Source organism: Pseudomonas sp. CC11G, from assembly GCF_056174845.1.
In genome coordinates this window covers 377,913-403,046 of sequence record NZ_JBWBZC010000001.1, presented here as the reverse complement: position 1 = coordinate 403,046, position 25,134 = coordinate 377,913, and the positions used below count along the sequence as shown (strand labels likewise).

Genomic DNA, 25,134 nt, shown 5'->3' with positions numbered 1-25,134 from the left:
GCGCGCTGTTCGCGGCCAGATCAGGTCAATTAGCCTGACTAGAACGCTCTGCGGCGCGCGTTCGACGCATGCCGTAATGGTCGCAAGGCTGGAGTCAACGGCAGGTTTGTCGGATGATAGCCAGCCTCGACCCAGTGATTTGCTGCAAGTGGCATGCGTGCCATTGCCTGGATGAAATAGATGATTTCGTTGCGACTCCCCTCACTGCTGGTGTTAACCAGCCTGCTGAGCATGGTCGGTTGCGTCGCCCAGCAACCGGTCACCCTGTACCAACTGGATAGCGGCAACCCGCAGATGCCCGTCGCCAACAAAGGCGTGGCGGTTTTGTTGGGCCCGGTTTCCATCGCCGACTATCTGCAACAGCAAACCTTGCTGCAACGTCAGCAGGACGGCAGCCTGACGCCCGACACCCAAGCTCGCTGGGCGGGCACCCTGGGCGCCGATATCGACCAGGTGCTATTGCGCCAACTGGCCTCGCGCCTGAATACCCAACGGTTGGTGATGGCCCCAGGCGCCGCCGGTTTTGTGCCGGATGTGCAGGTGGAGTTGACCATCAGCCGCATGGACTCCGGCCCCCAGCAGCCGGCGGTGCTGGATGCCCAATGGCGTTTGCTGGACCGTCGCGGGCAACTGCGCGACAGCCGCCTGATTCATATCGAAGAACCGCACCAGGGTGGCTCGGCCGACCAGGTGCGCGCGCAGAGCGTGATTCTGCGGCGCCTGGCTGAACAACTGGCCTCGGCGATCAAGCCGTTGTCGGAGCAGCCGATTGCCGAGGAAACGCGCAAACCCGCCGCCACACCGGCACCGGCCAAAACACCGGAGCCGCCGCAGATTCCCAAAGCGGCGCCGGTGCGGCAGCAGACGGAAGTGTTCCGCTTCTAAGCCCCATAAAAAAACCGCTCAGCTGAGCGGTTTTTTATGGCTTACGAGAGCAGCCGTGACAATCCGTCCAGCAACCGCCCCAACGCGCCTTGGTTGCGCTGCATCACCGCCAGCCCCGCCGCGCGCATCTGCTCGGCTTCTTCCGGCTTCTGCCACAGCTCGCCCACTGTATCCGCCAGCTGCTGCGCATCAGCCGCTTCGCGCAACGCCCCTGCCTCACGCAACTGCGCAGCAATTTCCAGAAAGTTGAACAGGTGCGGCCCGGCCAGCACCGGTTTGCCCAGCGCCGCCGGTTCCAGCAGGTTGTGCCCGCCATTGGCCACCAGGCTGCCGCCGACAAAGGCGATATCAGCCAGGGCGTAAAGAAACAGCAACTCGCCCATCGTGTCGCCGAGCAACACTTGGGTGGTGTCGTTGACCGGCGCTGCCGTCGAGCGGCGCACGGTATTCAAGCCGAACTTGCCGCACAGCTCGCACACGCTGTTAAAACGCTCGGGGTGGCGCGGCACCAGAATCAGCAACGCCTCGGGTGACGGGCCAGCAATTGCTGATGCGCCGCCAAAATGATGTCGTCCTCGCCGGCGTGGGTGCTGGCAGCAATCCAGACTGGACGGCCGACGGCGTGCCACTCGGTGCGTAGCGCAGCCGCTCGCTGTAGCAGCTCAGGGTCGATGGTCAGGTCGAACTTGATCGAGCCGGTCACCGTCACGCATTCAGCTCGCGCGCCCAGGCTACGAAAGCGCTCGGCTTCAGCTTCGGTCTGCACGGCCAGCAAACTCATTTCCGCAAGCATCGGCGCGGTCAGCTTGGCGAAGCGGCCATAGCCCCGCGCCGAACGCGCAGACAACCGGCCATTGGCCAACGCCACCGGAATACCGCGCACCGCGCATTGGTGGATATGGTTGGGCCACAGCTCGGTTTCCATAATCACCGCAAGCTTGGGCCGCGCATGGTTAAGAAACCGCGACGCCGCCCACGGCAAGTCGTACGGCAGGTAGCAGTGCTGAATCAGCGCATCACCGGCAAACAGCGCCTGAATGCGCTCGGAGCCGGTAGGCGTCATGCAGGTCACGGTGATCGGCAGCTGTGGATAACGCGCCCGCAACGCGCGAATCATCGGCGCGGCGGCAATGCTTTCGCCCACCGACACGGCGTGCACCCAGATGCCGCCCGGTTGCAGCGCCGGCAAGCTGAAAGCAAAGCGCTCGCCGATACGCTGGCGGTAGGCCGGCGCCTTGCGGCCACGCAGGAACAGGCGCAGCGCAATCAGCGGCAGGCCGAGGTGAAACAGCAGGGTATAGAGGGTTCGATTCATGCCGGGCAGTTTACTGACTTGGCAGCGGCGCTCAACCGATTGCCTGCAGGTGCTCGGCAAAACAGTCGGCTAGCCATACGGCCGCCGGGCCCAGCGCTTCGTCGCGCCGGCACACCAGCTCCACCACCAACGGCGGCGGCGCCCAGTCGCTGCGCAGTTCCACCAGTTGGTTGAGGTAGGTCGGGTACTGCGCCACATGGCGCGGCAGCCAGGCCCAGCCGAGGTTACGCATCACCAGTTCGGCCATGGAATAGAAGCTGTCGGTGCGCCATACCGCCGGGCTGATCTGCTCGCCGCCGGGGTAGCGGCTGTCTTGCGGGGTCATCAGCAACTGGCGGTGCTGGGCCAGGGCATGGCGGTCGACGTACTGCGCCTTGGCCAAGGCATGCCCGGCGGCGCACACGGTCACCATCTCGATGGTGCCCAGTCGCTGGCGCTCCAGGGCACGGGGCATGTCTTCGTGGTGAAACAGCAGGCCGAGGTCGGCGCGCCGCTCCAACAGCTTGCGCGCCACATCGCCCTGGGCGCCGCTGGAAAGCTGCACCTCCAGGCGCGGAAACTGCCGCGCCAACGCTTCCAGGCTATCGAGAACAGGCTGGTAAGGCATCGCCTCATCCTGGGCCAGACGCAGGCACGCTTCTTCGCCGCGCATCAGGCCCATGGCGCGGCCTTCGAGGCGCTCGCACTGGCGCAGAATCTCCCGCGCATCTTCCAGCAGGACCAGGCCGGCCTCAGTGAGGCGCGGCTGGCGCCCGCTGCTGCGGTCGAACAGCAACATGCCCAAGTCGGTTTCCAGCATCGCAATGGCCGTGCTCACCGCCGACTGCGCGCGATTCAGTCGCCGCGCCACGGCCGAAAACGACTGGCTTTCGGCCACGCTCACAAACAAACGCAACTGCTCAAAATTCCACTGCATGGCGGCAACCCATCTTCAAACCAGATAGGTAATGACTTTATCCCATCGCGCCAGCGCTTAGAATCCTCCGCCTCAGACGCGCAGCACAGTAAAGAAGGAGCCCTGCCATGTCCGGTTACCTGTATTTAGGCATCGCCATTGCCTCGGAAGTGATCGCCACCACCTCCATGAAAGCCATCGACGGCTTCAACAAGCCGCTGCCGCTGACCTTGGTTATCGTGGGCTACGCCATCTCCTTCTGGATGCTGACGCTGGTGGTGCGCACCATTCCCGTGGGCGTGGCCTACGCCGTGTGGGCGGGGCTGGGGATTGTACTGGTGAGCATTGCGGCGGGGATTATCTACAGCCAGAAGCTGGACCTGCCGGCGATGCTGGGGATGGCGATGATTGTGGCGGGGGTGGTGGTGATTCAACTGTTCTCCAGCACTACCGGGCATTGATCTTCGTTGTTCAAACTCGGTTTAGCGATTTAGCGAGCTAGAGACCCACAAGGCAAAAAGCCCCGATGAAAGCGGAGTTGGCTCTAGCCAATGAGCATTTCAGCGGGGCTTTTTAACGCCGGGGGGCCGACGCGCAGCAAATCGCGGGGGGTTATACTGCCGGCCAGTTTTTTTCTGAGGCAGCCCGCTCCATGTCCCAAGCCCTTAGCACTGACATTCTGATCGTCGGCGGCGGTATCGCCGGCCTGTGGCTGAACGCGCGCCTGCGCCAGCAAGGCTTTGCCACCGTGCTGGTGGAAAGCGCCAGCCTCGGCGGCGGCCAGAGTGTGAAGTCCCAGGGCATCATCCATGGCGGCGCCAAATACGCGTTGCACGGCGCCCTCACCGGCGCCTCGGAAGCCATCGCGGATATGCCGCGGCGCTGGCGCGAAGCGCTGGATGGCAGCGGCGAGCTGGACCTGCGTGGCGCCAGGGTGCTGTCCCAAGCCCACTATCTATGGTCGCCCGGCACCCTGGCCGGCAACCTCACCAGCTTCTTTGCCAGCAAGGCCGTGCGCACCCGCGTTGATCAAGTAAAAGGTGCCGACCTGCCCCCCGCCCTGCAAGACCCCAAATTCAAAGGCAAGGTGTACCGCCTCAATGAGCTGGTGCTTGATGTGCCGAGCCTGATCAAGCGCCTGGCCGAGTTGGCCGGCGACAGCCTGCTGAGCGGTGCCGCCATCGAGCCGCTGCTGGACGACGGCGAGCTGGCCGGGCTGGTTGTAGACGGTCGTGAAATCCGCGCCCAGCGCGTGGTGCTCAGTGCCGGCGCCGGCAATGCCGCCCTGCTCACCGCCCTCGGCCAGAGCCAGCCACTGATGCAACGCCGGCCGCTGCATATGGTGATGGTGAAAGGCCCGACCCTGAAACCGCTCTACGCCCACTGCCTGGGCGCGGGCCCCAAGCCGCGCGTTACCGTCACTACCCACCCCACCGCCGACGGCCAATGGCTGTGGTACCTGGGCGGCGACCTGGCTGAAGCCGACGGCGTGGCCCGCGACGGCCAGGCGCAGATTGCCGCCGCGCAGAAAGAAATGAGCAACCTGCTGCCCTGGGTGGATTTCAGCCAGGCACATTGGGCGGCCTTGCGGGTCGACCGTGCCGAGCCGGCGCAAAGTGGCCTGATGCGCCCGGACAACGCCTTCCTCGCCGAGCACAAGCGCTTGATGATCGGCTGGCCGACCAAACTGGCCCTCGCCCCGGACCTGGCCGACCGCGTACTGCAAACCCTGCAGCGTGACGGCGTGCAGCCCGGCACCTACCCGCCGCTGCCCGAGCTGCCACGCCCGCCGGTGGCACCCACTGTTTGGGACACTCTGCTGCCATGAGCCAGAAAACCCTGCACGACCTGCACCGCCCACTGGGCAGCACCGGGCTGCTGGTGTCGCCGCTGGGCTTGGGCACGGTAAAACTGGGCCGCGATCAGGGCGTGAAATACCCCAACGGTTTTCAGATTCCTGATGACACCGACGCGCGCTTGCTGCTGGACCTGGCCCAGGAGCTGGGCATCAACCTGATCGACACTGCGCCAGCCTACGGGCGCAGCGAAGAACGCCTGGGCCCGCTGCTGCGCGGCCAGCGCGACAAATGGGTGATCGTCAGCAAGGTCGGCGAAGAGTTTGCCGACGGCCTGTCGCACCATGACTTCTCCGCCGAGCACACCCGCCGGTCGGTGGAGCGCAGCCTCACCCGTCTGGAAACCGACCATATCGACCTGGTGCTCGTGCATTCCGACGGCAATGACCTGAACGTGCTGCGCGATCAAGCGGTATACGCGACCCTCGCCGCCCTCAAGGCCGAAGGCAAAATCGGTGCGTATGGCTTTTCCGGCAAGACGGTAGAAGGCGGTTTGCTGGCCCTGGAGCAAGGCGACTGCGCCATGGTCACCTACAACCTCAATGAGCAAGGCGAACGCCCGGTGCTGGACTACGCTTTGCAACACGGCAAAGGCATTCTGCTGAAGAAGGCCTTGGCCAGCGGGCATGTGTGCCTGGAACCGGGCGTCGATCCGGTACGTGCCAGCTTCGAGTTGGCCTTCGCTCACCCGGCGGTGGCCAGCGCTATTGTCGGAACCATCAATCCGCTGCACCTGTCACACAATGTCGCCACCGCAGCCGACGTTATTCGTGCCCTGCGCGCTGGCTAAAACAGAATAAAGACGGCCTACGCCAGCCATGGAGGTTTCTCCTTGAGAAGCCCAGACGAAGGAGCCGAACACGATGCCAAAAACGTTAACGCGCAAAGCGCCCAGCGACTTCAAGACCCTTGCCCTGAATGTGCAGGCCAGCGCCAGCGGCCTCAGTTATGAAGGCATTGGCCCGCCGCTGAATTTCGGCCAGGTGCTGGACCGCCGCCAACCGTTACCCCTGACCGAAACCGAAACCTTCCAGGCCGAACTGGCCAATCTCGGCGTCTCCGTGCGCCTGACCCTCAGCTGGCAAGGCCGCGACTATTGGGTGCTGGTGCGCCAGCGCCGCGCCGACCGGGGCGATGTGGTGCTCAAGCTGATCTCCGGCTACGTGCCGGCCCATGAACTCAATCTGCCGCTGCTGACCGCCATTCAGGAAGTGGCCGAAGAATGCCTGCTGGAAACCCCGGAAGGCTGGCTGGGCGGCCGCTTTGGCGACACCTGGCTGCCAACGCCCTACCAGAGCGCCCTGCGCTACCGGCAATCGGCGAGCTTTAGCTTGAGCCCGCTGTCCGGCGCGGCGCGGCCGATTCGCTGCGGCAACCTCACCCTGATCGAACGCCCACGCGCCTATGTGCATGTGCCGACCTCGTCGTTGCAGTTGGTCTACGACCTGCGCCTGGAGCTGCCCAAAGACACGAAGCAATTGAGCCTGTTTCACGTCGATGAAAAGCTGGAAGAAGCCAAGTTGGTGGCGCGCCTGGATCGGCGCAGGCCGGATCTGTACCTGATTCCATTGCAACACGGCAAACCCTGCGCCGAGCTGCTCACCCTTAAACAGGGTGTGCTCGTGCCGGCGAGTACGCGCGGGATATTCCTGGCCGAAAGCTTTGCGCCGCAGGAAGGCTGGCTGGTGAAGGAAGAGCGGATTCGCTGGAAGGACTGGGTTGCCCAGCAGGGGTTGGAGGCAAAAAAGCCTCAGGCAAAAGTGGCGTGTAGTTAAGCCAAAGATCAAAAGCATCGAGGCTGAAGCCTCTCCCACAAGAGTTTGCGTTCTGAAGTGGGAGAGGCTTCAGCCTCGAGCTTTTGATGTTGGGGGCTACTTCAACTCGCTGGATGACTTACCCAACAACCGCCGCGCCACAATCAGCAGCTGAATCTGCTGCGTGCCTTCAAAGATGTCGAGAATCTTCGAGTCCCGCGCCCACTTCTCCAGCAACTCATCCTCGCCGTAGCCCAACGCCCCCGCCAACTCCACGCACTTGAGCGTCACTTCGTTAGCCACCCGGCCCGCCTTGGCTTTGGCGATGGAGGCTTCCTTGGAGTTGGGCAGTTTGTTGTCGGCCATCCACGCCGCTTTCAGGGTCAGCAAGCGCGCCGCCTCCCATTCGGCTTCCAGACGATACAGCGTGGCTTCGGCGTGGCTCACAGCCAGCAACGGCTTGGCGTAGTCGAAGCGGAAGGTGTCTTTAAGCAGCTCACGGGTGCGGTCCAGCGAGGCCTTGGCCACGCCGATTGCCATGCCGGCTACCAGCGGCCGGGTGTTGTCGAAGGTTTCCATCACGCCGGCAAAGCCCTTCTGCACATCCACTTCCGGGTTGCCCAGCAGGTTGGCGGCCGGCACGCGGCAATCGCTAAAACTGATGGACGCGGTGTCGGAAGCCTTGATGCCGAGTTTCTTTTCCAGGCGCGTCACGGTCATGCCCGGCGTGCCGTGCTCGACCACGAACGATTTGATCGCCGCCCGGCCCAGCGCCTTGTCCAGCGTGGCCCAGACCACCACCGAATCAGCGCGCTCGCCAGAAGTGACGAAGATTTTCTCGCCGTTCAGCACATAGTGGTCGCCATCTTTGCGCGCCGTGGTGCGGATGGCCGCCGAGTCGGAGCCGGTGCCCGGCTCGGTGATCGCCATGGCCGCCCAGGTGCCGCTAAAGCGTTGCAGCTGTTCGTCGTTGGCCACGGCAGCAATGGCGGCATTGCCCAGGCCTTGGCGCGGCATGGCGAGCAGCAAGCCGACATCACCCCAGCACAGCTCCATCACGCCGAGCAGCGCCGACAGGTTGCCGCCGTTCTTCACGCCCTCTTCCAGCGATTTGGCCGCGCCGCGCTTGCTCGCCGAGGTGGCGCCAATGGCGTCTGGCGAGCCGGCATTCATGCCGTCCAGCAAGGCGGCCAGCAGGTCGAGTTCCTTGGGGTAGGCGTGCTCGGCTTTGTCGTATTTGCGTGAGATCGGCCGGAAATAGTTGGCCGCCACCTGGTGGGCCTGATGTTTGAGGCCGGCGAATTTCTTCGGGGTTTCCAGATTCATGGTCGTAACTCCCTGGCGATCAAAGCTGCAAGCCGCCGGCCATGATGGCAACGGCGCGAAGGTCGCGGTACCAGCGCTCGGCTGGGTGTTCTTTGGTAAAGCCATGGCCGCCCAAGAGCTGCACGGCGTCGGTGCCGATCTTCATCGCCTTCTCGGCGCACAGCAGGCGGGCCAGGTAGGCTTCGCGGTGGAACGGCAGCCCTTGCTCGGCACGGGCGCAGGCGCGCCAGGTGAGCATGCGCATAGCGTCCAGCTCGATGGCGATGTCGGCCACCATAAAGGCCACGCCCTGGCGGTGGCTGATGGGCTCACCGAAGGCGACGCGCTCGTTGCAGTAGGTGGTGACGTATTCCAGCGCGGCTTGCCCAGTGCCAATCGCCAGGGCACACCAGGCCAGGGCGGCGTGATCCAGGAAGCTTTGGTAGTTGAAGTGTTCGGCATTCAGGCGCTGCTCGGCGGGCACTTTCACACCCTTGAGCTTTACCCGCGCCGTGGCGCCGGCCTTGAGGCCCATGCCCGGTTCCGGGAAGCGCTGCAGGCCTTTGCTGCCGGCCTCGACAATAAATAGCGCCGGGCCGTTTTCGGCCTGGGCGGCAATGATCAGATGGCTGGCATCCAGGCCGCGCAGCACCAGACATTTCTCGCCGCTCAGGTGGTAGTGCTTGCCCTTGCGCTTGGCCTTGGTGGCCAGCTTCTGCGGGTCGAACAGGGCTTCGGGTTCGTTGACGGCGATGGCCATCACCGGTGCCGTGCTTTCACCGACAAACGCCGGCAGCCAGCGTTGCTGCTGCTCGGAAGAGCCCCAACGGCGAATGCAGTTGGCTGCCGACAGCGGAACCAGCAAAGCGGCGGCGAGCGACATATCGCCCTTGGCCAGGGCTTCGGCAATCAGCGCATTGCTGACGGTGGTGCGCTCGCCGGCCATGCCGCCGTGCACTTCGTTTACGCCGTAGAAGGTCAGGCCCAGGTCCTGGGCCTGGTTGAGCAGTTCGGCGGGAATGGCCGCGTTGGCATCGGCATCATGGGCGGCCGGGCGCAGCACTTCGCTGGCAAAGCTTTCGAGCATCTCGACCAGCATTTGCTGTTCGTCGCTCAGGAACAGATCGAACAGCGCGTCGGGGTCGGCCTTGCGCGGCGTGCGGGCGCCGCCCTTCTGGGCGCGGTCGGCGGCCAGGCGAAAGCTCGCGCGGCTACCGGTGTAAATCAGCTTTTCAAAGGGCTTGCGCAGATTCAGGCGGTCCGGCCAATCGGCCTGCGCCATGCGATTGAGAATGGCCAGAGCGCGGCCTTGTACATCGGCATTCATGGGCATCTTTCCGTCCAGGATGAAGATGCCCGCAGCATGCGCGCGTCATTTCGCCGCGCCTATGACCGCTCCGCCAACAGCGACTGGCAGGTCAGCCATATAGATCAAAAGCTCGAGGCTAAAGCCTCGATGGTTTTATTTACGCTCGAGGATCTTGTTGACGATCGCCGTAGTCGAGCTGTTTTCCACCAACCCCAACACCCGCACGTCGCCGCCATAGGCTTTGACGATATCGGCGCCGACCACCTGCTCCACGCCGTAGTCGCCGCCTTTCACCAACACATCTGGCTTCACCGCACGCAGCAGGTTTTCCGGGGTGTCTTCGCTAAAACTCACCACCCAATCCACCGCGCCCAAACCGGCCAGCACGGCCATGCGGCGATCCACCGAGTTGATCGGCCGACCGGGCCCTTTTAAGCGGCTGACAGAAGCATCGTCATTCACCGCCAGCACCAGACGGTCGCCCTGGGCGCGCGCCTGTTCCAGGTAGGTCACGTGGCCAGCGTGCAGAATGTCGAAGCAGCCATTGGTGAAGACGATTTTCTCGCCGTGGGCACGGGCGTCGTCGATGCTGGTGAGCAGTTGATCCAGGGTCAGCACGCCACGCTCGGAACCTTCTTCGCGCTGCACGGCGCGGCGCAGTTCCGGGGCGCTGATGGCAGCGGTACCCAGCTTGCCGACCACGATGCCGGCGGCCAGGTTGGCCAGGGCAACGGCTTGCGGCAGTTCTTCACCGGCAGCGATTGAGGCGGCCAGGGTGGAAATCACGGTGTCGCCGGCGCCGGTCACATCGAACACTTCGCGGGCACGGGCTGGCAGGTGCAGGGCTGGGTGGCCGGGGCGCAGCAGGGTCATGCCGTGCTCGCCGCGGGTAACCAGCAGCGCGCCCAGTTCCAGTTCGCGCATCAGCTCGGCGCCTTTGGCGACCAGCTCGGCTTCGTCGGCGCAGCGGCCGACGATGGTTTCGAATTCATTCAGGTTCGGGGTGATCAGGCTGGCGCCACGGTAGATGGCGAAGTCTTTGCCCTTGGGGTCGGCCAGCACCGGGATATTGCGCGAGCGGGCCGCCTGGATCAGCTCCTGATGGTTTTGCAGCGCACCTTTGCCGTAGTCCGACAGCACCAGCACCTTGATGCCGTCGAGCTGGCTTTCAACCGAAGCGGTCAGGGCTACGGTGTCGGTCCTGAAGGGCTCTTCGAAGTCCATGCGCAGCAGTTGCTGGTGGCGGCTCATGACGCGCAGTTTGACGATGGTCGGCTGCCCGGCAATGCGCTGGAAGTGTGCTTGCACCTTGGCGCCCTGCAGACTGGCGCTGAGGCTGTCGGCAGCTTCGTCTTCACCAGTCACGCCGACCAAGCGGGCCGGCGCGCCGAGGGCGGCGATGTTCAGGGCGACGTTGGCGGCACCACCGGGACGGTCTTCGATCTGATCGACGCGCACCACCGGCACCGGCGCTTCCGGAGAAATCCGCGAGGTGCCGCCATGCCAGTAGCGGTCGAGCATGACATCACCGACCACCAACACAGCAGCCTGATCAAAACGGGGCATGGACAACTTCATGGACTCTCCGGGGACGCTAAAAACGCGGCAAAAAAATATAGCACAGCAAGGTACGCGCCCAGCTCGACGGCCGGGCGCCGCGCCTCAATCGGGTAAACGACGGACCCAGAACAGCTCGTGCCGCCGGACCGCCTTGCGAAAGAATTCGTCCTCCCCGGTGGCCGGCCAGCGGCGCCCGGCGAGGAGCTGTTGAATCAGGCGGCGCAGACGCTTTTTCAGCGGCGGCCGGCCTTGCAGATCGTGTTGCATGCCCAGGGCCATGGCTTTATCCAGCTGCACGGAGGGGCTCAGCAGCGGGCTCCACAACGGGTCGGCCGGCAGCGCTTCGATGGCTGGCGGTAGGGCGATGCCGTTGCCGGCCGGGCCCATGGGCCAGCGGTCGTTGTCGTGCAAATGGTTGGCGTACAGCAGCAGCGTTTGCGGTTTCCAGCTGCTGAGCGCAATGGCCTGTTGCAATGCTTGGGTAGTGGCGACGTGGTCGGAATGCGGGTCGAGCTCGGGGTGTGGCGTAACCACCACCTGCGGGCGGAAATGCTCCAGCGCTTCCACCAGATCAGCCACCAGATTGCGCCAGCTCGGTACGCCATCGATATCGGCGGGCAAGCGCAGTGGGTTGTGCTGGCGCACGCTGCGCACGTCGCTCTCGCCGGACTCGCGTGAACCGAAGGCGTTATCGGGCTCGGCGGCCATGGCCGGCAGTTGCAGACAGTAGTAGCCCAACTGCACGCAATGGCTAGCCGGCACCCCGCCCCACAGCGGCACGGCCAGGCTGTCCCAGGCGCGCAAGCGACCTTTGAGCCGGGCGGCCTCGCTGCTCGGCAAGCCCAGCGCCTGGTAGTTTTCGGCTTCGATTTCGCCCTGGGTCAGGGTGACGATGCTGACGTTCGCGCTGCGGCTGTACAGGCCAAAGGCGGCCAGTTCGGCGTCGTCGGCGTGGGGCGCGAGGATCATCAGCGCCTGATCGGCGTGGTCGGCGTTGGTCAGGCAGAACAGCTCGGCGTCCGGCGCCAGGCGGCAGAAGCGGCCCTTGATCGTCAGACTCCCTTGCGCCAGCTCGGCGGCCTGACCGGACAGATTGAGGTAACGCCGCCCCGCTACGCCGCGCTCGAAATCCTGGCGGTCATCGCCGATTTGTACATAGGGGTCGAGCCAGCGGCCCAACCAGTTGGCGCGCAGCTGCACCGCCAGAATCAACGTTTCGCCGGGCGCCAGCGCGGCACTCAGTTGCACCTTGCCCGCCGCCAGCTTCACAGCCTGCGCCGCGGTGCCGGCGGGAAACTCATACTGGTAGTCGTCTTTGGGCGAGTAGAACAGGTGATCGGCAAACCAGGCTTCATGGCCGATCCAGCCCAGCACCAGCAGCACCGGCACCAGCCACCAGGCCACCAGCACGCCAAGCAACGCCAACACCAGCAACGCGGCCAGCAGGAACAGGCGCTTGTTGCGGCGGTGTTGTTTGAGCAGTTGCTGTTTGCGTGCACTCATCGGCTTAAACCTGAAACACCGGGACGGTGTGGCACCAACGATCCTTGTACTCGCGGTCGGCACGGCCGAAGGAGTAACGCAGGGGTTTGCCCAGGGCACGGGCGGCGGCCCAGGCGTCCTGAGTATTGACGAAACTGAGCACGCTGCCGGGGCTGAACTCGCGGTTCTGCGGGTCCACGCCGCCGTTGATATATTCCAGGCTCACCCAGCTAGGCGCCTGCACCTGATAGAGCACCTGAATCGCTACGGGCAGGTCGTTCAGGTAGATCAACGAGCCGGTCATGAATTCGCGCATCAGGGCAAACACCTCGGCCAGATGCTCCTTACCGGTGGCTTCAAACCCCCAGCGGCGCTGGAACAGATCGGCATAGATAGTGGCTTGCTCGGCAGCCGTCAGATCCAGCATCGGCCGAATCACCCCGCCCGCTTCTTCCAGCAAGCGCTGTTCGCGGCGTTGGTTGTAGCGAAACTTCTTTGAGTAATCTTCCGGCGCGCGGGCCAGGGCCAAGCCTTCGGGCTGCGCCTTGAGAGTGCTGATGCGCCCGGCATTCAGCTCGGACACATAGCGCATACGCTGGCGTACCGGCACTTGGGCGTGTTCGGCGACCGGCAGAATGATTTCCGCGTTGCCCAAGTCAAACAGACCGCGTTTGCCGCGAGCCTTGAGCACGTCTTTGGAGAGCGCCAGGTGGTGACCCCAGCACGGCACGGCCGCGACCAGTTCGCCGTCGGCCAACCAGCCGAGATAGCGCACCGGAATGTTCGCCAGCCCGGCCAGGCGCTCGATCACCTGCGGGTGGGTGGCCACGCTACCGCCGAACCTGGCCCAGGCCGCGGCGTAAGCGTCGGCGTCTATCGGGGTCCAGCCGCGTTCACGCCAGCCCCGCCACACACGGTTGATCATGCCGGCAGTGCTTCCACTTCCGATTCTTCGTCGCCGTCCTTGAATTGCTTGGCGTGCAGGCGCGAGTAGTAGCCATTGAGGGCCAACAGCTCGTCGTGGGTGCCGCGCTCGACGATCTCACCCTGGTCCATCACCAGAATCAGGTCGGCTTTCTCGATGGTGCTCAAGCGGTGCGCAATCACCAGCGTGGTACGGCCTTGCATGACTTTGTCCAGGGCGCCCTGGATATGCCGTTCGGACTCGGTATCCAGCGCCGAGGTGGCCTCATCGAGGATCAGCACCGGCGCGTTTTTCAGCAGCGCGCGAGCAATGGCCAGGCGCTGGCGTTGGCCGCCAGAGAGCAACACGCCGTTCTCACCCACCAGCGTGTCGTAGCCTTTGGGCATCTTCTCGATAAATTCGGCAGCGTACGCATCTTCGGCCGACTGGCGTACCAACTCGAACGGCGCGCCAGCCAGGTCGCCGTAGGCGATGTTGTTGGTCACGGTGTCGTTGAACAGCGTGACGTGCTGGGTCACTAGCGCGATATGCCGGCGCAGGTTGGTCAGGCGGAAGGTTTCGATCTCCAGACCATCAATGAGGATCTCGCCCTGATTGTGGTGGTAGAACCGCGGAATCAGGTTGGCCAAGGTCGACTTGCCGCTACCCGAACGCCCCACCAACGCCACCATTTGCCCCGGCTTGGCGACAAAGGAAATATTGTTGAGCACGACTCGGTCGGTGCCAGGGTATTGGAAGGTCAGGTTGCGCACTTCCAGGTGGCCGCTGGCCCGCTCGAGTTCGGTAGTACCGGTATCGATTTCCGGCTCTTCGTCAAGCTGTTCAAAAATACTTTCCGCACCGGCCAGGCCTTTTTGAATGGTGGCACTGACTTCCGACAGCTGGCGAATCGGCTTGGGCAACAGGCCGGCCGCGGTGATGTAGGCAATCAACTCACCCGGCGAGGCATCGCCACGGAGGTAGAGCACCAGGTACATCAGCACCGCCATGCCGATATAGATGACCAGTTGCAGGCTCGGTGTGTAGATCGACTGGGTGCGGGTCATGCCCAGGCTGCGATTCATGTTGTCTTCGCTGGCACTGAGGAAACGCTGCTTCTCGTAGGTTTCGCCGCCGAAGCTGCGTACCACGCGATAGCCTTGAATGGTCTCGGAAGCCACATGGGTGACATCACCCATGGCCACCTGGATCTTCTTGCTCTGGCTGCGGAATTTCTTGCTGGCAGTGGTCACCAGCACGGCAATGATCGGCAGGATGCCGAGCAATACCATGGTCAACTTCCAGTTGCTGTACACCAGGTAACCGAACAGGAACACGACGGTCAGGCCTTCGCGAATCACCACTTTGATGGCGTCGGTAGCGGCGCCGGTGACCATGGTCACGTTGTAGGTGATGCGCGAAATCAGGTGGCCTGAATTGTTGTTGTCGAAGTAGCGATTGGGCAGGGTCAGCAGGCTGTTGAACAGCGCCACGCGCAGGTCATGCACCAGGCCGCGGGAAACTTTGGCCAGGTAGTAGTTGCCCAGAAATGAGCCTATGCCCTGGTAGATGGCAATGAGTACAATCAGGATCGGCACGCCGAGGGCCAAGGAAACGCCAAAAAACTTGGCATCTTTGGCTGGGTCCAGCGCTTCGAGAAAGTGTTTGAGCATGTCTGCCAACATCGGTTGGCTGGACGCGAAGATCACGAAGCCCACGATACTGATAGCAAAAGCCCCCCAGTACGGGAGCACATACTTGAGCAGTCGCAAGTAGACTTTTAGACTGGATTGCTCACTGGTTTTGGCCATTCGGCACGCCTCATACGACTGGCTTGAGAGAAAAGATGCGGATTGTAGCAGCGAACGAATTACAAGATTGGCTTAGCCACGGCGAGCTTCTGGAAAAAGACAGTTTCGGCCCCAAGGTTGTGCGCCTGGCCGATGGCCGCCTGCTTAAGATTATGCGCAGCCGCCGCACGCCAATGCTGGCCCGCCTGCTGCCCTCGGCGCAGCGTTTCCGCCGCAATGCCCAACGCCTGCAACAGGCCGGCATTGCCACCCCGGTGATTGATGAATGCGTGTGGATTGACCGGGAAAAAGCCGTCAGCGCCTGCCTGTATCAACCCTTGCCGGGCGAGCCACTGGACGGCCTGTTTCGCAACGACAAGCCGCGCTTTCTGGCTCTGCTGCAGCAGCTGGGCGCGTATATCCACCAGCTACACCAGCGCGGTATCTACTTCCGCTCGCTGCACCTGGGCAATATTTTGCTGACGGCCGACGGCAATTTCGGCTTGATCGATTTTCTGGATATGCGCTTCAAACGCGCACCGCTGGGCAAGCACCTGGTGCGGCGCAACTTCGAACACCTGCGCGGCTATTTGCAGCGGCGCAAGGTCGAAGGCTTCCCCTGGGAAGAACTGCTGGCCGCTTATGCGCGGGCCAGCAAGGCGTCCAACTGATCCAAGGCGACTTTCGGTATCACCCGCTCTGGCAGGCGGCTTTTGGCTGACAGGTTGTACACCTGAAACTGCGGCTTGATCACCCGCTCGGCCAACAGCTGGAAGCTCGGCAGAATGTATTCATCGAAATCGCCATCAAGCCGGCTGGGCACCGCCGCCTCACCGCCCTCATAAAAGCGCCCGGCATTGGCGCTCAGCTCCAGCCCCACCAGAAACACCTGGTTGAACCCCAAGTGATACGCCAATTGAATCGCCGCGTAGGGCGCCGTGCGGGCGTTGAAATAGCCCTTTTGCAGGTTGCGGCTAAAGCCGATGCGGTTGGGTTTCTGACGCAGCCAGGAGTAGTTGCACTCGATATCGTCATCGGTGCGCGTCGCCCGGGCGAACTGCCGGGGGCTGAGCTGGCGGTTGGCTTCATCGCAACGCCCGGCCCGCTCAACGCGGAACACCGAGCGCCCGGCCAACGCATCGGGCACCGTGCCCAACAAGGTCTCGATCACCCGCGGCGACAGCAACAGATGACGCGCGTGTTTGACGGCATCCAGCATCAACGGCAAACGGTTGCGCACGAAACTGCTGTCGTCGCACAGGTAGTAATCCGGGGCCATGCCGCACGAGGTGAACCGGCAGATGGAGCCATTCAGCGCAATCATCGGGTACTGCCCGTATTGCTCCAGCGGAAAGGCTTTGGTGGAAGGCCCGGACGCCACGATGAATACAGGCCCCGAGCAACTGTTGCGGACCGCTTCGAAACTCTCGAACGGTACCGTCTTATTAGAAAGGTAGAACTCGCCCATCCCAGGCGCTCCTCAACATGCCGACGCATCGACTTCCGATGCATCTCCATGATTTACGAGGAATATTACAGCGAGGGGTTCAGGTTGTTTTTAGCCAACCCGCCCGCCGGCAGAGGCAAATCCGGCCATCGACAGCGACGCCAGCGTCTAGCCCGCGGCTTCGGTCAGCCTTTACCCAACAGACGCCGAGCAACCCGCTGCAACTGTTCGGGTTCGGCGTTTTGCCAGCCACCTTTGATGCAATAGTCATGGGCCAGGTAGCGCAGGAAATTGCGTTTTACCCGCTCATCCAGCGACCAGTTCGGGAAGTTGTTAACGGCGGCCAGCAGTTCGTCGGCCGAATCCGCATGCATCACCACGCCCGGCACATTGAAGAACGCCTGGCCGAGCGTCAGCACCGGCTTGCCCAACAGCAGACTTTCCAACCCCACGGTGGAGTTAAGCGTGATGACGAAATCGCTCTGCTCAATCAATTGCTGGGTGGCGTTGCCGTTGGCGAACAGCAAGCGCTCGTGGGTGCGTTGATGCAGGTCCGGGTACACCTCACGGCTGGACGGGTGCTCCTTGAACACCACGGTTTTGCCGGTTTCTGCCGTCAGGCGTTCGCCCAGGGCAAACAGCTCGCGCATATTGCCGACCCATGGTGAGAACAGGCGCACCTGGGTGTCGCGGTCGTCCTGGAACGGGATAAAGATGTAGCTCGCCGGCAGTTCGATGGGCACCAGGTCGCTGACCCGCGGTTTACGCGGAATCAGCACCACGTCGCCCTGGTCGTCGTCGCTGGCGTCCGGGTAGTTGAGGTAGAACGCCTGATCACGCGGCACCGAATTATGAAAATTCACGCCCTTGGCATCCAGCGTGGTGGTGTCGGGCAGCAGGCCGTTTTCAAAAAAGAAGGTGCCGCACTCTGCGGGCTTAAGCGCGCGCAACAGCTGGCAGTAGCGGTGCGAGCCGTTCCACATGACCAGGTTTTTTGGCTGTTCGCGCTTGAGCAGGGCATTGGCGCGCAACGCCATCCAGGCCATTTCCACGCGCAGCAACAAGCGGTACAGGCCGCCTTCGTACTTGTTCTTTACCCGCCGCTCCTGGCACTTTTCTTCCACCACATGCGCCCAGTCGATACGGGAAATAATCGACGGCAACTGCCAGGGGCGCGGCCACGGCATCTGCTTGGGCACCACCACCTTGCCGTCGACTTCCGTCTCGTTGAGCAGGCGCTGAAAGTAAATGCTCTGGTGCTTGGCCAGGGAGAAAAACAGAAAATTGGTCATGGTCGATCCGTGCCATTCAAGGGAGCGCATTCGATGTCAGCCGGCAGCGGTTCGCCGCGCAGCAGGCATTCGAGAACACGCACATTCTGCATAAGGCCGCGGGAGCCATGGGACAGGTGAAACAGGGCGAACGCGCGGGCCGCGCCCACGTGCGCGGGGTAGTCAGCTGCAATAGCCGAGACGCCGTTTTGCAGGCTGGCCAGCGAGTCGATGCGCGGGCCGAAAAAGCGTTCCTGGGCGAAGATGTCCGGGTCATCACTAAGGTTGACGTATAGCACTGGCCGCCCCGCCAAGCCGGCTTCGATCACCGCATTGGACATGATATTGACCACCACCGAGGCCTGCCCCAGCGCCTCGGCCAATGAGCAGTCGGCGGCCAGCAATTGCACATTGGGCAGTTGCTCGACCGCTGTCTGCCAGTAACCGGCCTGGCTGCGTGGGTGACGCTTGATCAGCACCTGCCAATCAGCATTGGCCGCCGACCAGTCGCGCAGCAAATCGTAGGTGCGCTGGTAGCCAGGTTCCTTTTCCTTGTCCGGCCCCACGCCCAGCACCAGCAGGCGTTTTTGTTCGCCGTCGGCGGGCGGCAGATCGTAGGCGCTGTCGATCATATGCGAGCCGGCCATCACCGCCGTCGAGTCGCCGAAGCGCAGGGTACGGGCCTGCAACGCCTCCAGCGAACTGCGGCCAAACAGCAGGTAGAAGTCGTAGTCGTTCATGCCCAGGCGCCGCGAACTTTCCACCGTGGACGCATGGGCCAGCTGCACCAGCGGCCGGCCAAGGGCCTTCATGGCCAGACGTAGAAACGGTGAATACAAGCTGCCATTGCGGTCGTTGAGCAGCACGCCAGGCTGATGATGACTGACCAGCCATTGGGCATAAGCCGCATACCCGAAGTAACGCAGCGGCACCGGTTGCGGCGGCTGTTGCAGCAGGCGCTGGCGGCACACGACCTTGGGCGATTGCAAGGCGGTTTCTACCAAGTTGTGGCCACGCTCGCGCAGGGCCTGGATAAACCATTTCTTGCGGGCAAAGGCGATAACCTTGGGCGCCGACTGCAGCAGCAGAATGTCGCACGGCTCGGCGACCACCTGGGCGGCAAGATGCCGTTTGGCATTCAGCCCGAAGCGCCAATCAGCCAGGGCTTCGCGGGCAAAGCGGATGGCACTGCCCACTGCGCCATAACGCTCACGCAGCAACTGCCAGCGGTAACGGTCCAGCGCGCGGGCGCGGGCGGCCCAACTGCCCGAGGTCATGGTCGTCCGGCCATCATCGGCAACGCCCAGAAGCGCTCGCGTACGGCCTCGTCGGTAAAGCGCTGACGCAAGCGGGCGGTCATGCGTTCACGGCACTCGGGCAAGCGTTCGACTTCCGCGGCCTGACGCACCAGTTGTTGAGCCAGAGCAGCAGCGTCCCCGAGGGGAAACAACAGCCCCACGCCGGCGACCACTTCCACGCCACCACCACAGTCGGTGCAGATCACCGGCACGTCAGCGGCCATGGCTTCCAGCAACACCATGCCAAAGGGCTCGTGATCGGAACTCAGGGCAAACACATCGAAGGCCCGGAAATACCGACGCCCGTGGGGCACCTGACCGAGAAACCGCACGCGCTCGGCCACGGCCAATTCCTGCGCCAAGGCCTTGAGCGAAGCCTCGAGCTTGCCGCTGCCCATGATCACCAACAGGCTGCCGGCCGGCAGCTGCGGCAACGCCTGGGCAAAGCCGCGCAGCAAGGTGGCCTGGTCTTTATCCGGGTGCAGACGCCCCACGTTGCCGACCACCCAGGCATCGGCGGGCAAGCCCAGCTCGGCACGCGCCTGCTCACGGCTGAGCAGCTCGCCCTGAATCGCCGCCAGGTCGACACGGTTGTACAAGGTTTCAATACGCTCGGCCGGCCAGCCGGGCAGCGACTCGCGGATGTCGTCGCGCACGGCGTCAGACACCCCGAGCACACTCAGGCGGCGCTTGAACCAGTTGGCAAACAGAAAGCGCGAACGGCGGCGGTAGTCACCAAAGGCATGGTGCACGCCGATCACCGGCAGGTCCGTCCCCAGCAACGCCACATACACCGGTTTGAAACGGTGGGCGATGCAAAAGGCAAACGGGCGTTGGCGGGCAATGCGCTTGATATCGCGAATGGCTGCCAGCTTCAGGCCGCGCACATCGGCGCTGTGGTAGCCGAGAAAAATCACCTCGTCCGAACCCGAGCCCGCTTCCACAGCGGCGCTCGGTTCGCCGGTCAGGTAGACCGTGGTGACTTTGTAGGGCGTGCCGTCGAACAGGCTGGCGTACTGACGGGCGCAGTCGAGAAACGGCCCGTCATAGCCATGGCAGAACTGCAGAACACGCAGTTCAGTTGAGTGCGTCATACCCTTCCGCACCTTCCTTGATCACCAAAATGTCTTCCATGATCAGGTACTGCAGATCCGACCCGAAGAACATATTCAGCGCGTCAGTCGGCGAGCAGATCATCGGTTCGCCGCGGCGGTTGAGCGAGGTGTTCAGCGACACGCCGTTGCCGGTCAGGCCTTCCAGGGCCTTCATCATGTCGTAGTAGCGCGGGTTGTATTCGCGCTTGAGCACCTGGGCACGCGATGTGCCGTCTTCGTGCACCACTTCCGGCACACGGGTTTTCCATTCTTCAGCCACTTCGAAGGTGAAGGTCATGAACGGTGCCGGGTGGTCGACCTTGATCATCTGCGGGCCGACGGTATCCAGCATCGACGGGCAGAAGGGGCGCCAGCGCTCGCGAAACTTGATTTGCTCGTTGATGCGGTTGGCGACGCCCGCAATGCTCGGGCAACCAATGATCGAACGACCACCCAGCGCACGCGGACCAAACTCCATGCGGCCCTGGAACCAGGCCACCGGGTTGCCGGCGACCATGATCTCGGCGATGCGCTGCGGCATTTCCTCGATCTGCTTGAACTTCGGTTTGCTCGGGTGACGGGCGCAGGCGGCGATCACGTCTTCGTTGGAATACGAAGGGCCGAGGTACACGTGCTCCATCTTCTCGACCGGCACACCGCGCTTGTGCGAGATATACGCCGCGGCGCCAACAGCAGTACCGGCGTCACCGGAAGCCGGCTGCACAAACAGCTCCTTCACTTCCGGGCGAGCAATGATGCGCTGGTTGAGTTTGACGTTCAGCGCGCAACCGCCGGCGAAAGCGATCTTGCCGGTTTCCTTGAGGATGTCGCCCAGGTAGTAATCCATCATCTGCAGCGCCAGCTTCTCGAACAGCGCTTGCATGCTGGCGGCGTAATGGATGTACGGGTCGTCGGCGATATCGCCTTCGCGTTTCGGGCCCAGCCACTCGATCAGCTTGGGCGAGAAGTAGAAGCCCTTGCCGTTCTCTTTATAGCGGCGCAGGCCAATCACGTTGGCGTACTCGGTGTTGATGATCAGCTCGCCGTTTTCAAACTTGGCCAAGCGGGAGAAATCGTACTTGCTGGCATCGCCATACGGCGCCATGCCCATCACCTTGAATTCGCCGTCGAGCATCTCGAAACCGAGGAACTCGGTGATCGCGCCGTAAAGGCCGCCGAGGGAATCCGGGTCGAAGAACTCTTTGATCTTGTGGATCTTGCCGTTCTCGCCATAACCGAAAAAGGTGGTGGCGTACTCACCCTTGCCGTCGATGCCCATGATCGCGGTCTTTTCGGTAAAGCCCGAGCAGTGGTAAGCACTGGAGGCGTGGGCCAGGTGGTGCTCGACCGGCTCGATCTTGATTTTTTTCGGGTCGAAACCCAGTTGCTCCAGGCACCAGACGATCTTGTTGCGGTAGCGCTTGTAGCGGCGGTTACCCATCAGAAGCGCGTCGAGCGCGCGGTCCGGCGCGTACCAGTAACGCTTGGCGTAATGCCAGCGCGCCTTGCCGAACAGGCTGATGGGGGCGAACGGAATGGCCACCACATCGACATCGGACGGCTTGATGCCCGCCTGCTCAAGGCAGAACTTGGCCGACTCGTAGGGCATACGGTTCTTGGCATGCTTGTCGCGTACGAAGCGCTCTTCTTCGGCGGCCGCGATCAACTTGCCGTCGATATACAGGGCAGCGGAAGGATCATGACTGAGAGCGCCGGAAAGGCCGAGAATCGTCAATGCCACGGGAAACCTCTTGCAACGACGCGGGGCTAAGCCTGCGCGAAAAGTCGGACGACAGGCCGGGAAATCAATGGGCTGCCTGATAAAGCCGGGGATTATAGCCGGTGCGTTGCGCTGGGTGCGAGCGTGGTGGGGCGAGGTGTTCCAGAACCGGTGTTTGCAGGAATCTTAGCTAACCCGGAGCGCCGGCCGACCCCTCCGACAAAAAGCATTCTCCCTGTAGGAGAGGCTTCAGCCTCGATGCTTTTGATTTGGCGATTGCCGCCTGCCACACATCGAGATCGAGCGAGCTAGAGCCGCGCAAGGCAAAAAAGGTTTTTGAAGCGCAGTGGGCTGTAGCCCATGAGCACTCAAAAACCTTTTTTAACGCAGCCCGGCCGACGCGCAGCTGATCGCTTTCCACCGCAAACAAAAAAGGCGCCGAGGCGCCTTTTTGTTTTTCCAGCTACCCGGACACCACTAGCTTTCGCTTAGGCCCGCCTTGCGCGAGCACTGGTTTGCACCAGCTGGGAAGCGCTCAATCTCATCCGGTCAGTCGCTTCGTGGGGTGGATTATTCGCCTGCGAGGTTTTTAAGACAACCCCGCCCACCTTCGAATTGACGACCGGCTTCCCGTCATAGATGCACGGTCAGGGCTTTTCCGGCAGCGCGTAAGCAATCACATAATCTCCCCGCTCCGGCGACTGCCGCGCACCACCGGCACTCACCACGATGTACTGCTTGCCGGTCTTGGGCGACACATACGTCATCGGCCCCGACTGACTGCCCACCGGCAACCGCGCCTTCCACACTTCCTTGCCGCTGCCGCTATCAAACGCACGCAGGTAGAAATCCTGGGTGCCGGCGAAGAACAGCAAGCCCGACTGCGTAGCCATCGAAGCGCCCAACGTTGGCATCCCAATCGGAATCGGCAGGTGCATCTTGATGCCCAGCGGCCCGGTGTCCTGCACCGTACCGACCGGCACCTGCCACACCAGCTTGCGGGTTTTCAGGTCGATGGCCGACATGGTGCCAAACGGCGGTTTCTGGCACGGAATACCGGCCACCGACAGGAAGCGCTCACGCATGGCGCCGAACGGGGTGCCCGCTTGCGGCACCACGCCCATCTCGATACCACTGGCGCCGGCGGCAATCTTCTCGCGCGGGATCATGTAGTTGGCCAGGCCCAGGCGCATGTCGTTCACGAACATGTAGTTGGTGGTCGGGTCCACCGACACGCTGCCCCAGTTCATGCCCCCCAAGGAGCCCGGGAATTGCAGCGCACGGTCCAGGCCCGGCGGCGTGTACACGCCTTCATGGCGCATGCCTTTGAACTGAATTCGGCAGAGCAACTGGTCAAAGACCGTGGCGCCCCACATATCGGCTTCATACAGCTGCTGGTTGCCAATCGATGGCATATCCACCGAGAACGGCTGCGTCGGCGAATAACGCTCGCCGGGTACGTTGCCTTGCGGCACAGGTTTCTCATCCACCTTGGCAATCGGCACGCCGGTGGCGCGATTGAGCAGGAAGATTTCGCCCTGTTTGGTGATCTGCGCCAGCGCCGGTTGGGTGCCGCCGGAGTCGTCCGGTACATCGTAGAGCAGCGGTTGCGCCGGAATATCGAAGTCCCACAGGTCGTGGTGGGTCATCTGGAAATGCCAGCGGATGGCGCCGGTCGCAGCCTCTACGGCCACCACGGAGGAGCTGTATTTGTCGTCCAGCTCGGTACGTTCACCAGCCCAGAAGTCCGGCGTGGCATTGCCGGTTGGCAGGTAGATCAGGCCGAGTTTTTCGTCATAGGCCATGGCCGACCACACGTTCGGCGTGCCCCGCGTATAGGTCTGCCCTTCCGGCGGGCGCTTGGTGGTCTGCGGGTTGCCCGGGTCCCAGGCCCACACCAGCTCGCCACTGTGCACGTCGAACGCGCGCACCACGCCTGGCGGTTCGTTGGTGGAGAAGTTGTCCGCCACCCGCCGCCAACCACCACCACATTGCCCGCCACCAACGGCGTCGAAGTTTGCTGGTAGTAGCCGTCTTTGACTTCACCCATATCGGTTTTCAGATCGACCGTGCCCTGGTTGCCGAAGTCGGCGCACGGTTCGCCGGTTTCGGCGTTGATGGCAATCAGACGAGCATCGATGGTCGGCAAAAAGATGCGCTTGGCGCAGGCCACCGGTGCGGCAACGGCCCCGGCGTCGGCAGCAACCACTGGCGCTGTGTCTTCGAAATAGCCCAGACCGCGGCAACGCTGCCAGTTCGGCGCTGAACCTTTGGGGTCGAAGTGCCAGCGTTCTTTACCGCTGTCCACATCGATGGCGAATACCTTGCCGTAAGCGGTGCAGTGGTAGAGCGTGTCGCCGATCTGCAGCGGAGTGTTCTGGTCTTCGGCGCCGGAGCCGGTGCTTTGCGGCAGGTCGCCGCTGCGGAAGGTCCAGGCCACTTGCAGTTGGTTGATGTTGTCCTTGTTTATCTGGTCCAGCGCAGCGAAGCGGTCGCCGTGAGTGCTGTTGCCCCAGTGTTTCCAGTCTTTCTGCTCCTGGCCCTTGGCGACCGGCGTTACCGCCGCCTCGCTATCGGCCGTCACAATTGGCTCAAGCACAAACGCATAGGACGAGGTGGCGACAATCGCCGCCAACAGCAGGCCGCTCAGCACATAGGCACCACGCCCGTCGCCGTCGTGGGGTTCTACAGAAACGCGCAGCAAGGTCGGATAGAGCAGCGTCACCACCAGGCCGATGATGGCGAAGACGAACAGACGCGACACCAGCGGCCAGAATTCAAACCCGGTTTCCCACACGGCCCAGATCACCGACAGCAGCAGAATCACGCCATACAGCCAGGCACCGTTGGGGTTGCCTTTGGCGATCAGCACGCCGGCACCCACCATGGCCAAGCCACACAGCACGAAGTACCAACTGCCACCCAACACGGCCAGGTAAGCGCCGCCGCCGGCCAGGTACAAACCGACCAGGGCAATCGCCACCCCGACCACTACCAACAGCCCACGTGCCAAGCCCCCCGGGCGACGCCCGTCTACGGCCAATGCGTCTTTCATCCGTTCTATCCTCTTGCTTGCTCAACCTGCACCGGTGAAGCACTGGCAGGTTGCCAGCCACCGTAAAGGGCGCGGATTCTGCCGCGCATTCCCCTGCCTTACACCTTGCTGGCAGTAGGGTATTAACCAGTTGGTTACTTCCATCCAGGCGCAAACCCAGCGCTGGAGCGGTCCTACGAGGGGTGACTTTGTGG

Annotated in this window: 18 protein-coding genes and 2 pseudogenes; 6 read left to right on the top strand and 14 right to left on the bottom strand. The window is 62.9% G+C overall.

The genetic code is table 11. The features are described 5' to 3' along the window. The first annotated feature begins 180 nt into the window (after positions 1 to 180). Positions 181 to 885, top strand: coding sequence for a PqiC family protein (locus AC0V2S_RS01935; protein ID WP_475508273.1), 705 nt, complete (start codon positions 181 to 183; stop codon positions 883 to 885). A gap of 41 nt (positions 886 to 926) precedes the next feature. Here the strand turns inward: AC0V2S_RS01935 and waaA are convergent. Together waaA and AC0V2S_RS01925 are read right to left on the bottom strand one after the other, a co-directional pair. Then, a pseudogene (gene waaA, locus AC0V2S_RS01930) lies at positions 927 to 2,200 on the bottom strand (lipid IV(A) 3-deoxy-D-manno-octulosonic acid transferase). Positions 2,201 to 2,231: 31 nt separating this feature from the next. Then, positions 2,232 to 3,116 (bottom strand): LysR family transcriptional regulator, encoded by an 885-nt coding sequence (locus AC0V2S_RS01925; protein WP_475508272.1) that lies wholly within the window; start codon positions 3,114 to 3,116, stop codon positions 2,232 to 2,234. A gap of 107 nt (positions 3,117 to 3,223) precedes the next feature. On the opposite strand from AC0V2S_RS01925, the gene AC0V2S_RS01920 reads away from it, so the two are divergent. The 4 genes from AC0V2S_RS01920 (at position 3,224) to AC0V2S_RS01905 (ending at position 6,726) form a co-directional block, all read left to right on the top strand. Beyond that, on the top strand, positions 3,224 to 3,556 hold the full coding sequence (locus AC0V2S_RS01920; protein WP_475508271.1) for a DMT family transporter: 333 nt from the start codon (positions 3,224 to 3,226) through the stop codon (positions 3,554 to 3,556). Positions 3,557 to 3,747: 191 nt separating this feature from the next. Continuing rightward, positions 3,748 to 4,923 carry an NAD(P)/FAD-dependent oxidoreductase gene (locus AC0V2S_RS01915; protein ID WP_475508270.1) on the top strand — a complete coding sequence of 392 codons (1,176 nt, stop codon included), beginning with the start codon at positions 3,748 to 3,750 and terminating at the stop codon, positions 4,921 to 4,923. After that, positions 4,920 to 5,741, top strand: a complete 822-nt coding sequence (locus tag AC0V2S_RS01910) for an aldo/keto reductase (protein ID WP_475508269.1) — start codon at positions 4,920 to 4,922, stop codon at positions 5,739 to 5,741. The genes AC0V2S_RS01915 and AC0V2S_RS01910 overlap by 4 nt, the downstream gene beginning before the upstream one ends. Before the next feature lie 73 nt (positions 5,742 to 5,814). Further along, a complete protein-coding gene (locus AC0V2S_RS01905) occupies positions 5,815 to 6,726 on the top strand; it encodes a metal ABC transporter ATPase (RefSeq protein WP_475508268.1) in 912 nt (303 codons plus the stop codon). Positions 6,727 to 6,822: 96 nt separating this feature from the next. Here the strand turns inward: AC0V2S_RS01905 and AC0V2S_RS01900 are convergent, their stop codons facing one another. From AC0V2S_RS01900 to msbA, 6 genes are all read right to left on the bottom strand, one after another. Further along, entirely contained in the window at positions 6,823 to 8,031 is a 1,209-nt protein-coding gene (locus tag AC0V2S_RS01900) for an acyl-CoA dehydrogenase family protein (protein WP_475508267.1), read from the bottom strand. Positions 8,032 to 8,050: 19 nt separating this feature from the next. Beyond that, positions 8,051 to 9,343, bottom strand: coding sequence for an acyl-CoA dehydrogenase family protein (locus tag AC0V2S_RS01895; protein WP_475508266.1), 1,293 nt, complete (start codon positions 9,341 to 9,343; stop codon positions 8,051 to 8,053). 129 nt (positions 9,344 to 9,472) lie between these two features. Then, positions 9,473 to 10,897, bottom strand: a complete 1,425-nt coding sequence (gene hldE, locus AC0V2S_RS01890) for a bifunctional D-glycero-beta-D-manno-heptose-7-phosphate kinase/D-glycero-beta-D-manno-heptose 1-phosphate adenylyltransferase HldE (protein WP_475508265.1) — start codon at positions 10,895 to 10,897, stop codon at positions 9,473 to 9,475. An 84-nt stretch (positions 10,898 to 10,981) separates the two neighbouring features. Continuing rightward, positions 10,982 to 12,382, bottom strand: coding sequence for a PIG-L deacetylase family protein (locus AC0V2S_RS01885; protein WP_475508264.1), 1,401 nt, complete (start codon positions 12,380 to 12,382; stop codon positions 10,982 to 10,984). 4 nt (positions 12,383 to 12,386) lie between these two features. Continuing rightward, the gene (locus AC0V2S_RS01880) at positions 12,387 to 13,286 is read right to left on the bottom strand and encodes a GNAT family N-acetyltransferase (protein ID WP_475508263.1); all 900 of its coding nucleotides are present in this window, start codon (positions 13,284 to 13,286) and stop codon (positions 12,387 to 12,389) included. Continuing rightward, positions 13,283 to 15,076 carry a lipid A export permease/ATP-binding protein MsbA gene (msbA, locus tag AC0V2S_RS01875; RefSeq protein WP_475508262.1) on the bottom strand — a complete coding sequence of 598 codons (1,794 nt, stop codon included), beginning with the start codon at positions 15,074 to 15,076 and terminating at the stop codon, positions 13,283 to 13,285. Before msbA ends, AC0V2S_RS01880 begins: the two co-directional genes overlap by 4 nt. Before the next feature lie 35 nt (positions 15,077 to 15,111). Between msbA and AC0V2S_RS01870 the strand changes: the two genes are divergently transcribed. Further along, complete coding sequence (locus tag AC0V2S_RS01870; protein ID WP_475508261.1) at positions 15,112 to 15,726, top strand: lipopolysaccharide kinase InaA family protein; 615 nt, start codon at positions 15,112 to 15,114, stop codon at positions 15,724 to 15,726. Here the strand turns inward: AC0V2S_RS01870 and AC0V2S_RS01865 are convergent. The 6 genes and pseudogenes from AC0V2S_RS01865 to AC0V2S_RS01840 form a co-directional block, all read right to left on the bottom strand. Further along, a complete protein-coding gene (locus AC0V2S_RS01865) occupies positions 15,696 to 16,523 on the bottom strand; it encodes a lipopolysaccharide core biosynthesis protein (protein ID WP_475508260.1) in 828 nt (275 codons plus the stop codon). The two genes, AC0V2S_RS01870 and AC0V2S_RS01865, sit on opposite strands and share 31 nt — an antisense overlap. A 164-nt stretch (positions 16,524 to 16,687) precedes the next feature. Then, the gene (locus AC0V2S_RS01860; protein WP_475508259.1) at positions 16,688 to 17,794 is read right to left on the bottom strand and encodes a capsular polysaccharide export protein, LipB/KpsS family; all 1,107 of its coding nucleotides are present in this window, start codon (positions 17,792 to 17,794) and stop codon (positions 16,688 to 16,690) included. Beyond that, complete coding sequence (locus AC0V2S_RS01855) at positions 17,791 to 19,050, bottom strand: capsule biosynthesis protein (protein ID WP_475508258.1); 1,260 nt, start codon at positions 19,048 to 19,050, stop codon at positions 17,791 to 17,793. Before AC0V2S_RS01855 ends, AC0V2S_RS01860 begins: the two co-directional genes overlap by 4 nt. Next, positions 19,047 to 20,165: a glycosyltransferase gene (locus AC0V2S_RS01850; RefSeq protein WP_475508257.1), complete on the bottom strand. Its 1,119-nt coding sequence runs from the start codon at positions 20,163 to 20,165 to the stop codon at positions 19,047 to 19,049. The genes AC0V2S_RS01855 and AC0V2S_RS01850 overlap by 4 nt, the downstream gene beginning before the upstream one ends. Then, the gene (locus tag AC0V2S_RS01845) at positions 20,149 to 21,906 is read right to left on the bottom strand and encodes a carbamoyltransferase family protein (RefSeq protein WP_475508256.1); all 1,758 of its coding nucleotides are present in this window, start codon (positions 21,904 to 21,906) and stop codon (positions 20,149 to 20,151) included. The genes AC0V2S_RS01850 and AC0V2S_RS01845 overlap by 17 nt, the downstream gene beginning before the upstream one ends. Positions 21,907 to 22,532: 626 nt before the next feature. After that, a pseudogene (locus AC0V2S_RS01840) lies at positions 22,533 to 24,940 on the bottom strand (glucose/quinate/shikimate family membrane-bound PQQ-dependent dehydrogenase). Positions 24,941 to 25,134: the final 194 nt, after the last annotated feature.

What these genes read in the sequence shown, in the direction of transcription:
- AC0V2S_RS01855 (WP_475508258.1), bottom strand. Translation starts at nt 19,050, where the DNA reads ATGACCTCGGGCAGTTGGGCCGCCCGCGCCCGCGCGCTGGACCGTTAC.
- AC0V2S_RS01860 (WP_475508259.1), bottom strand. Translation starts at nt 17,794, where the DNA reads ATGACCAATTTTCTGTTTTTCTCCCTGGCCAAGCACCAGAGCATTTAC.
- AC0V2S_RS01865 (WP_475508260.1), bottom strand. Translation starts at nt 16,523, where the DNA reads ATGGGCGAGTTCTACCTTTCTAATAAGACGGTACCGTTCGAGAGTTTC.
- AC0V2S_RS01915 (WP_475508270.1), top strand. Translation starts at nt 3,748, where the DNA reads ATGTCCCAAGCCCTTAGCACTGACATTCTGATCGTCGGCGGCGGTATC.
- AC0V2S_RS01880 (WP_475508263.1), bottom strand. Translation starts at nt 13,286, where the DNA reads ATGATCAACCGTGTGTGGCGGGGCTGGCGTGAACGCGGCTGGACCCCG.
- AC0V2S_RS01885 (WP_475508264.1), bottom strand. Translation starts at nt 12,382, where the DNA reads ATGAGTGCACGCAAACAGCAACTGCTCAAACAACACCGCCGCAACAAG.
- AC0V2S_RS01910 (WP_475508269.1), top strand. Translation starts at nt 4,920, where the DNA reads ATGAGCCAGAAAACCCTGCACGACCTGCACCGCCCACTGGGCAGCACC.
- AC0V2S_RS01905 (WP_475508268.1), top strand. Translation starts at nt 5,815, where the DNA reads ATGCCAAAAACGTTAACGCGCAAAGCGCCCAGCGACTTCAAGACCCTT.
- AC0V2S_RS01925 (WP_475508272.1), bottom strand. Translation starts at nt 3,116, where the DNA reads ATGCAGTGGAATTTTGAGCAGTTGCGTTTGTTTGTGAGCGTGGCCGAA.
- AC0V2S_RS01900 (WP_475508267.1), bottom strand. Translation starts at nt 8,031, where the DNA reads ATGAATCTGGAAACCCCGAAGAAATTCGCCGGCCTCAAACATCAGGCC.
- AC0V2S_RS01935 (WP_475508273.1), top strand. Translation starts at nt 181, where the DNA reads ATGATTTCGTTGCGACTCCCCTCACTGCTGGTGTTAACCAGCCTGCTG.
- AC0V2S_RS01850 (WP_475508257.1), bottom strand. Translation starts at nt 20,165, where the DNA reads ATGACGCACTCAACTGAACTGCGTGTTCTGCAGTTCTGCCATGGCTAT.
- AC0V2S_RS01895 (WP_475508266.1), bottom strand. Translation starts at nt 9,343, where the DNA reads ATGCCCATGAATGCCGATGTACAAGGCCGCGCTCTGGCCATTCTCAAT.
- hldE (WP_475508265.1), bottom strand. Translation starts at nt 10,897, where the DNA reads ATGAAGTTGTCCATGCCCCGTTTTGATCAGGCTGCTGTGTTGGTGGTC.
- msbA (WP_475508262.1), bottom strand. Translation starts at nt 15,076, where the DNA reads ATGGCCAAAACCAGTGAGCAATCCAGTCTAAAAGTCTACTTGCGACTG.
- AC0V2S_RS01920 (WP_475508271.1), top strand. Translation starts at nt 3,224, where the DNA reads ATGTCCGGTTACCTGTATTTAGGCATCGCCATTGCCTCGGAAGTGATC.
- AC0V2S_RS01870 (WP_475508261.1), top strand. Translation starts at nt 15,112, where the DNA reads ATGCGGATTGTAGCAGCGAACGAATTACAAGATTGGCTTAGCCACGGC.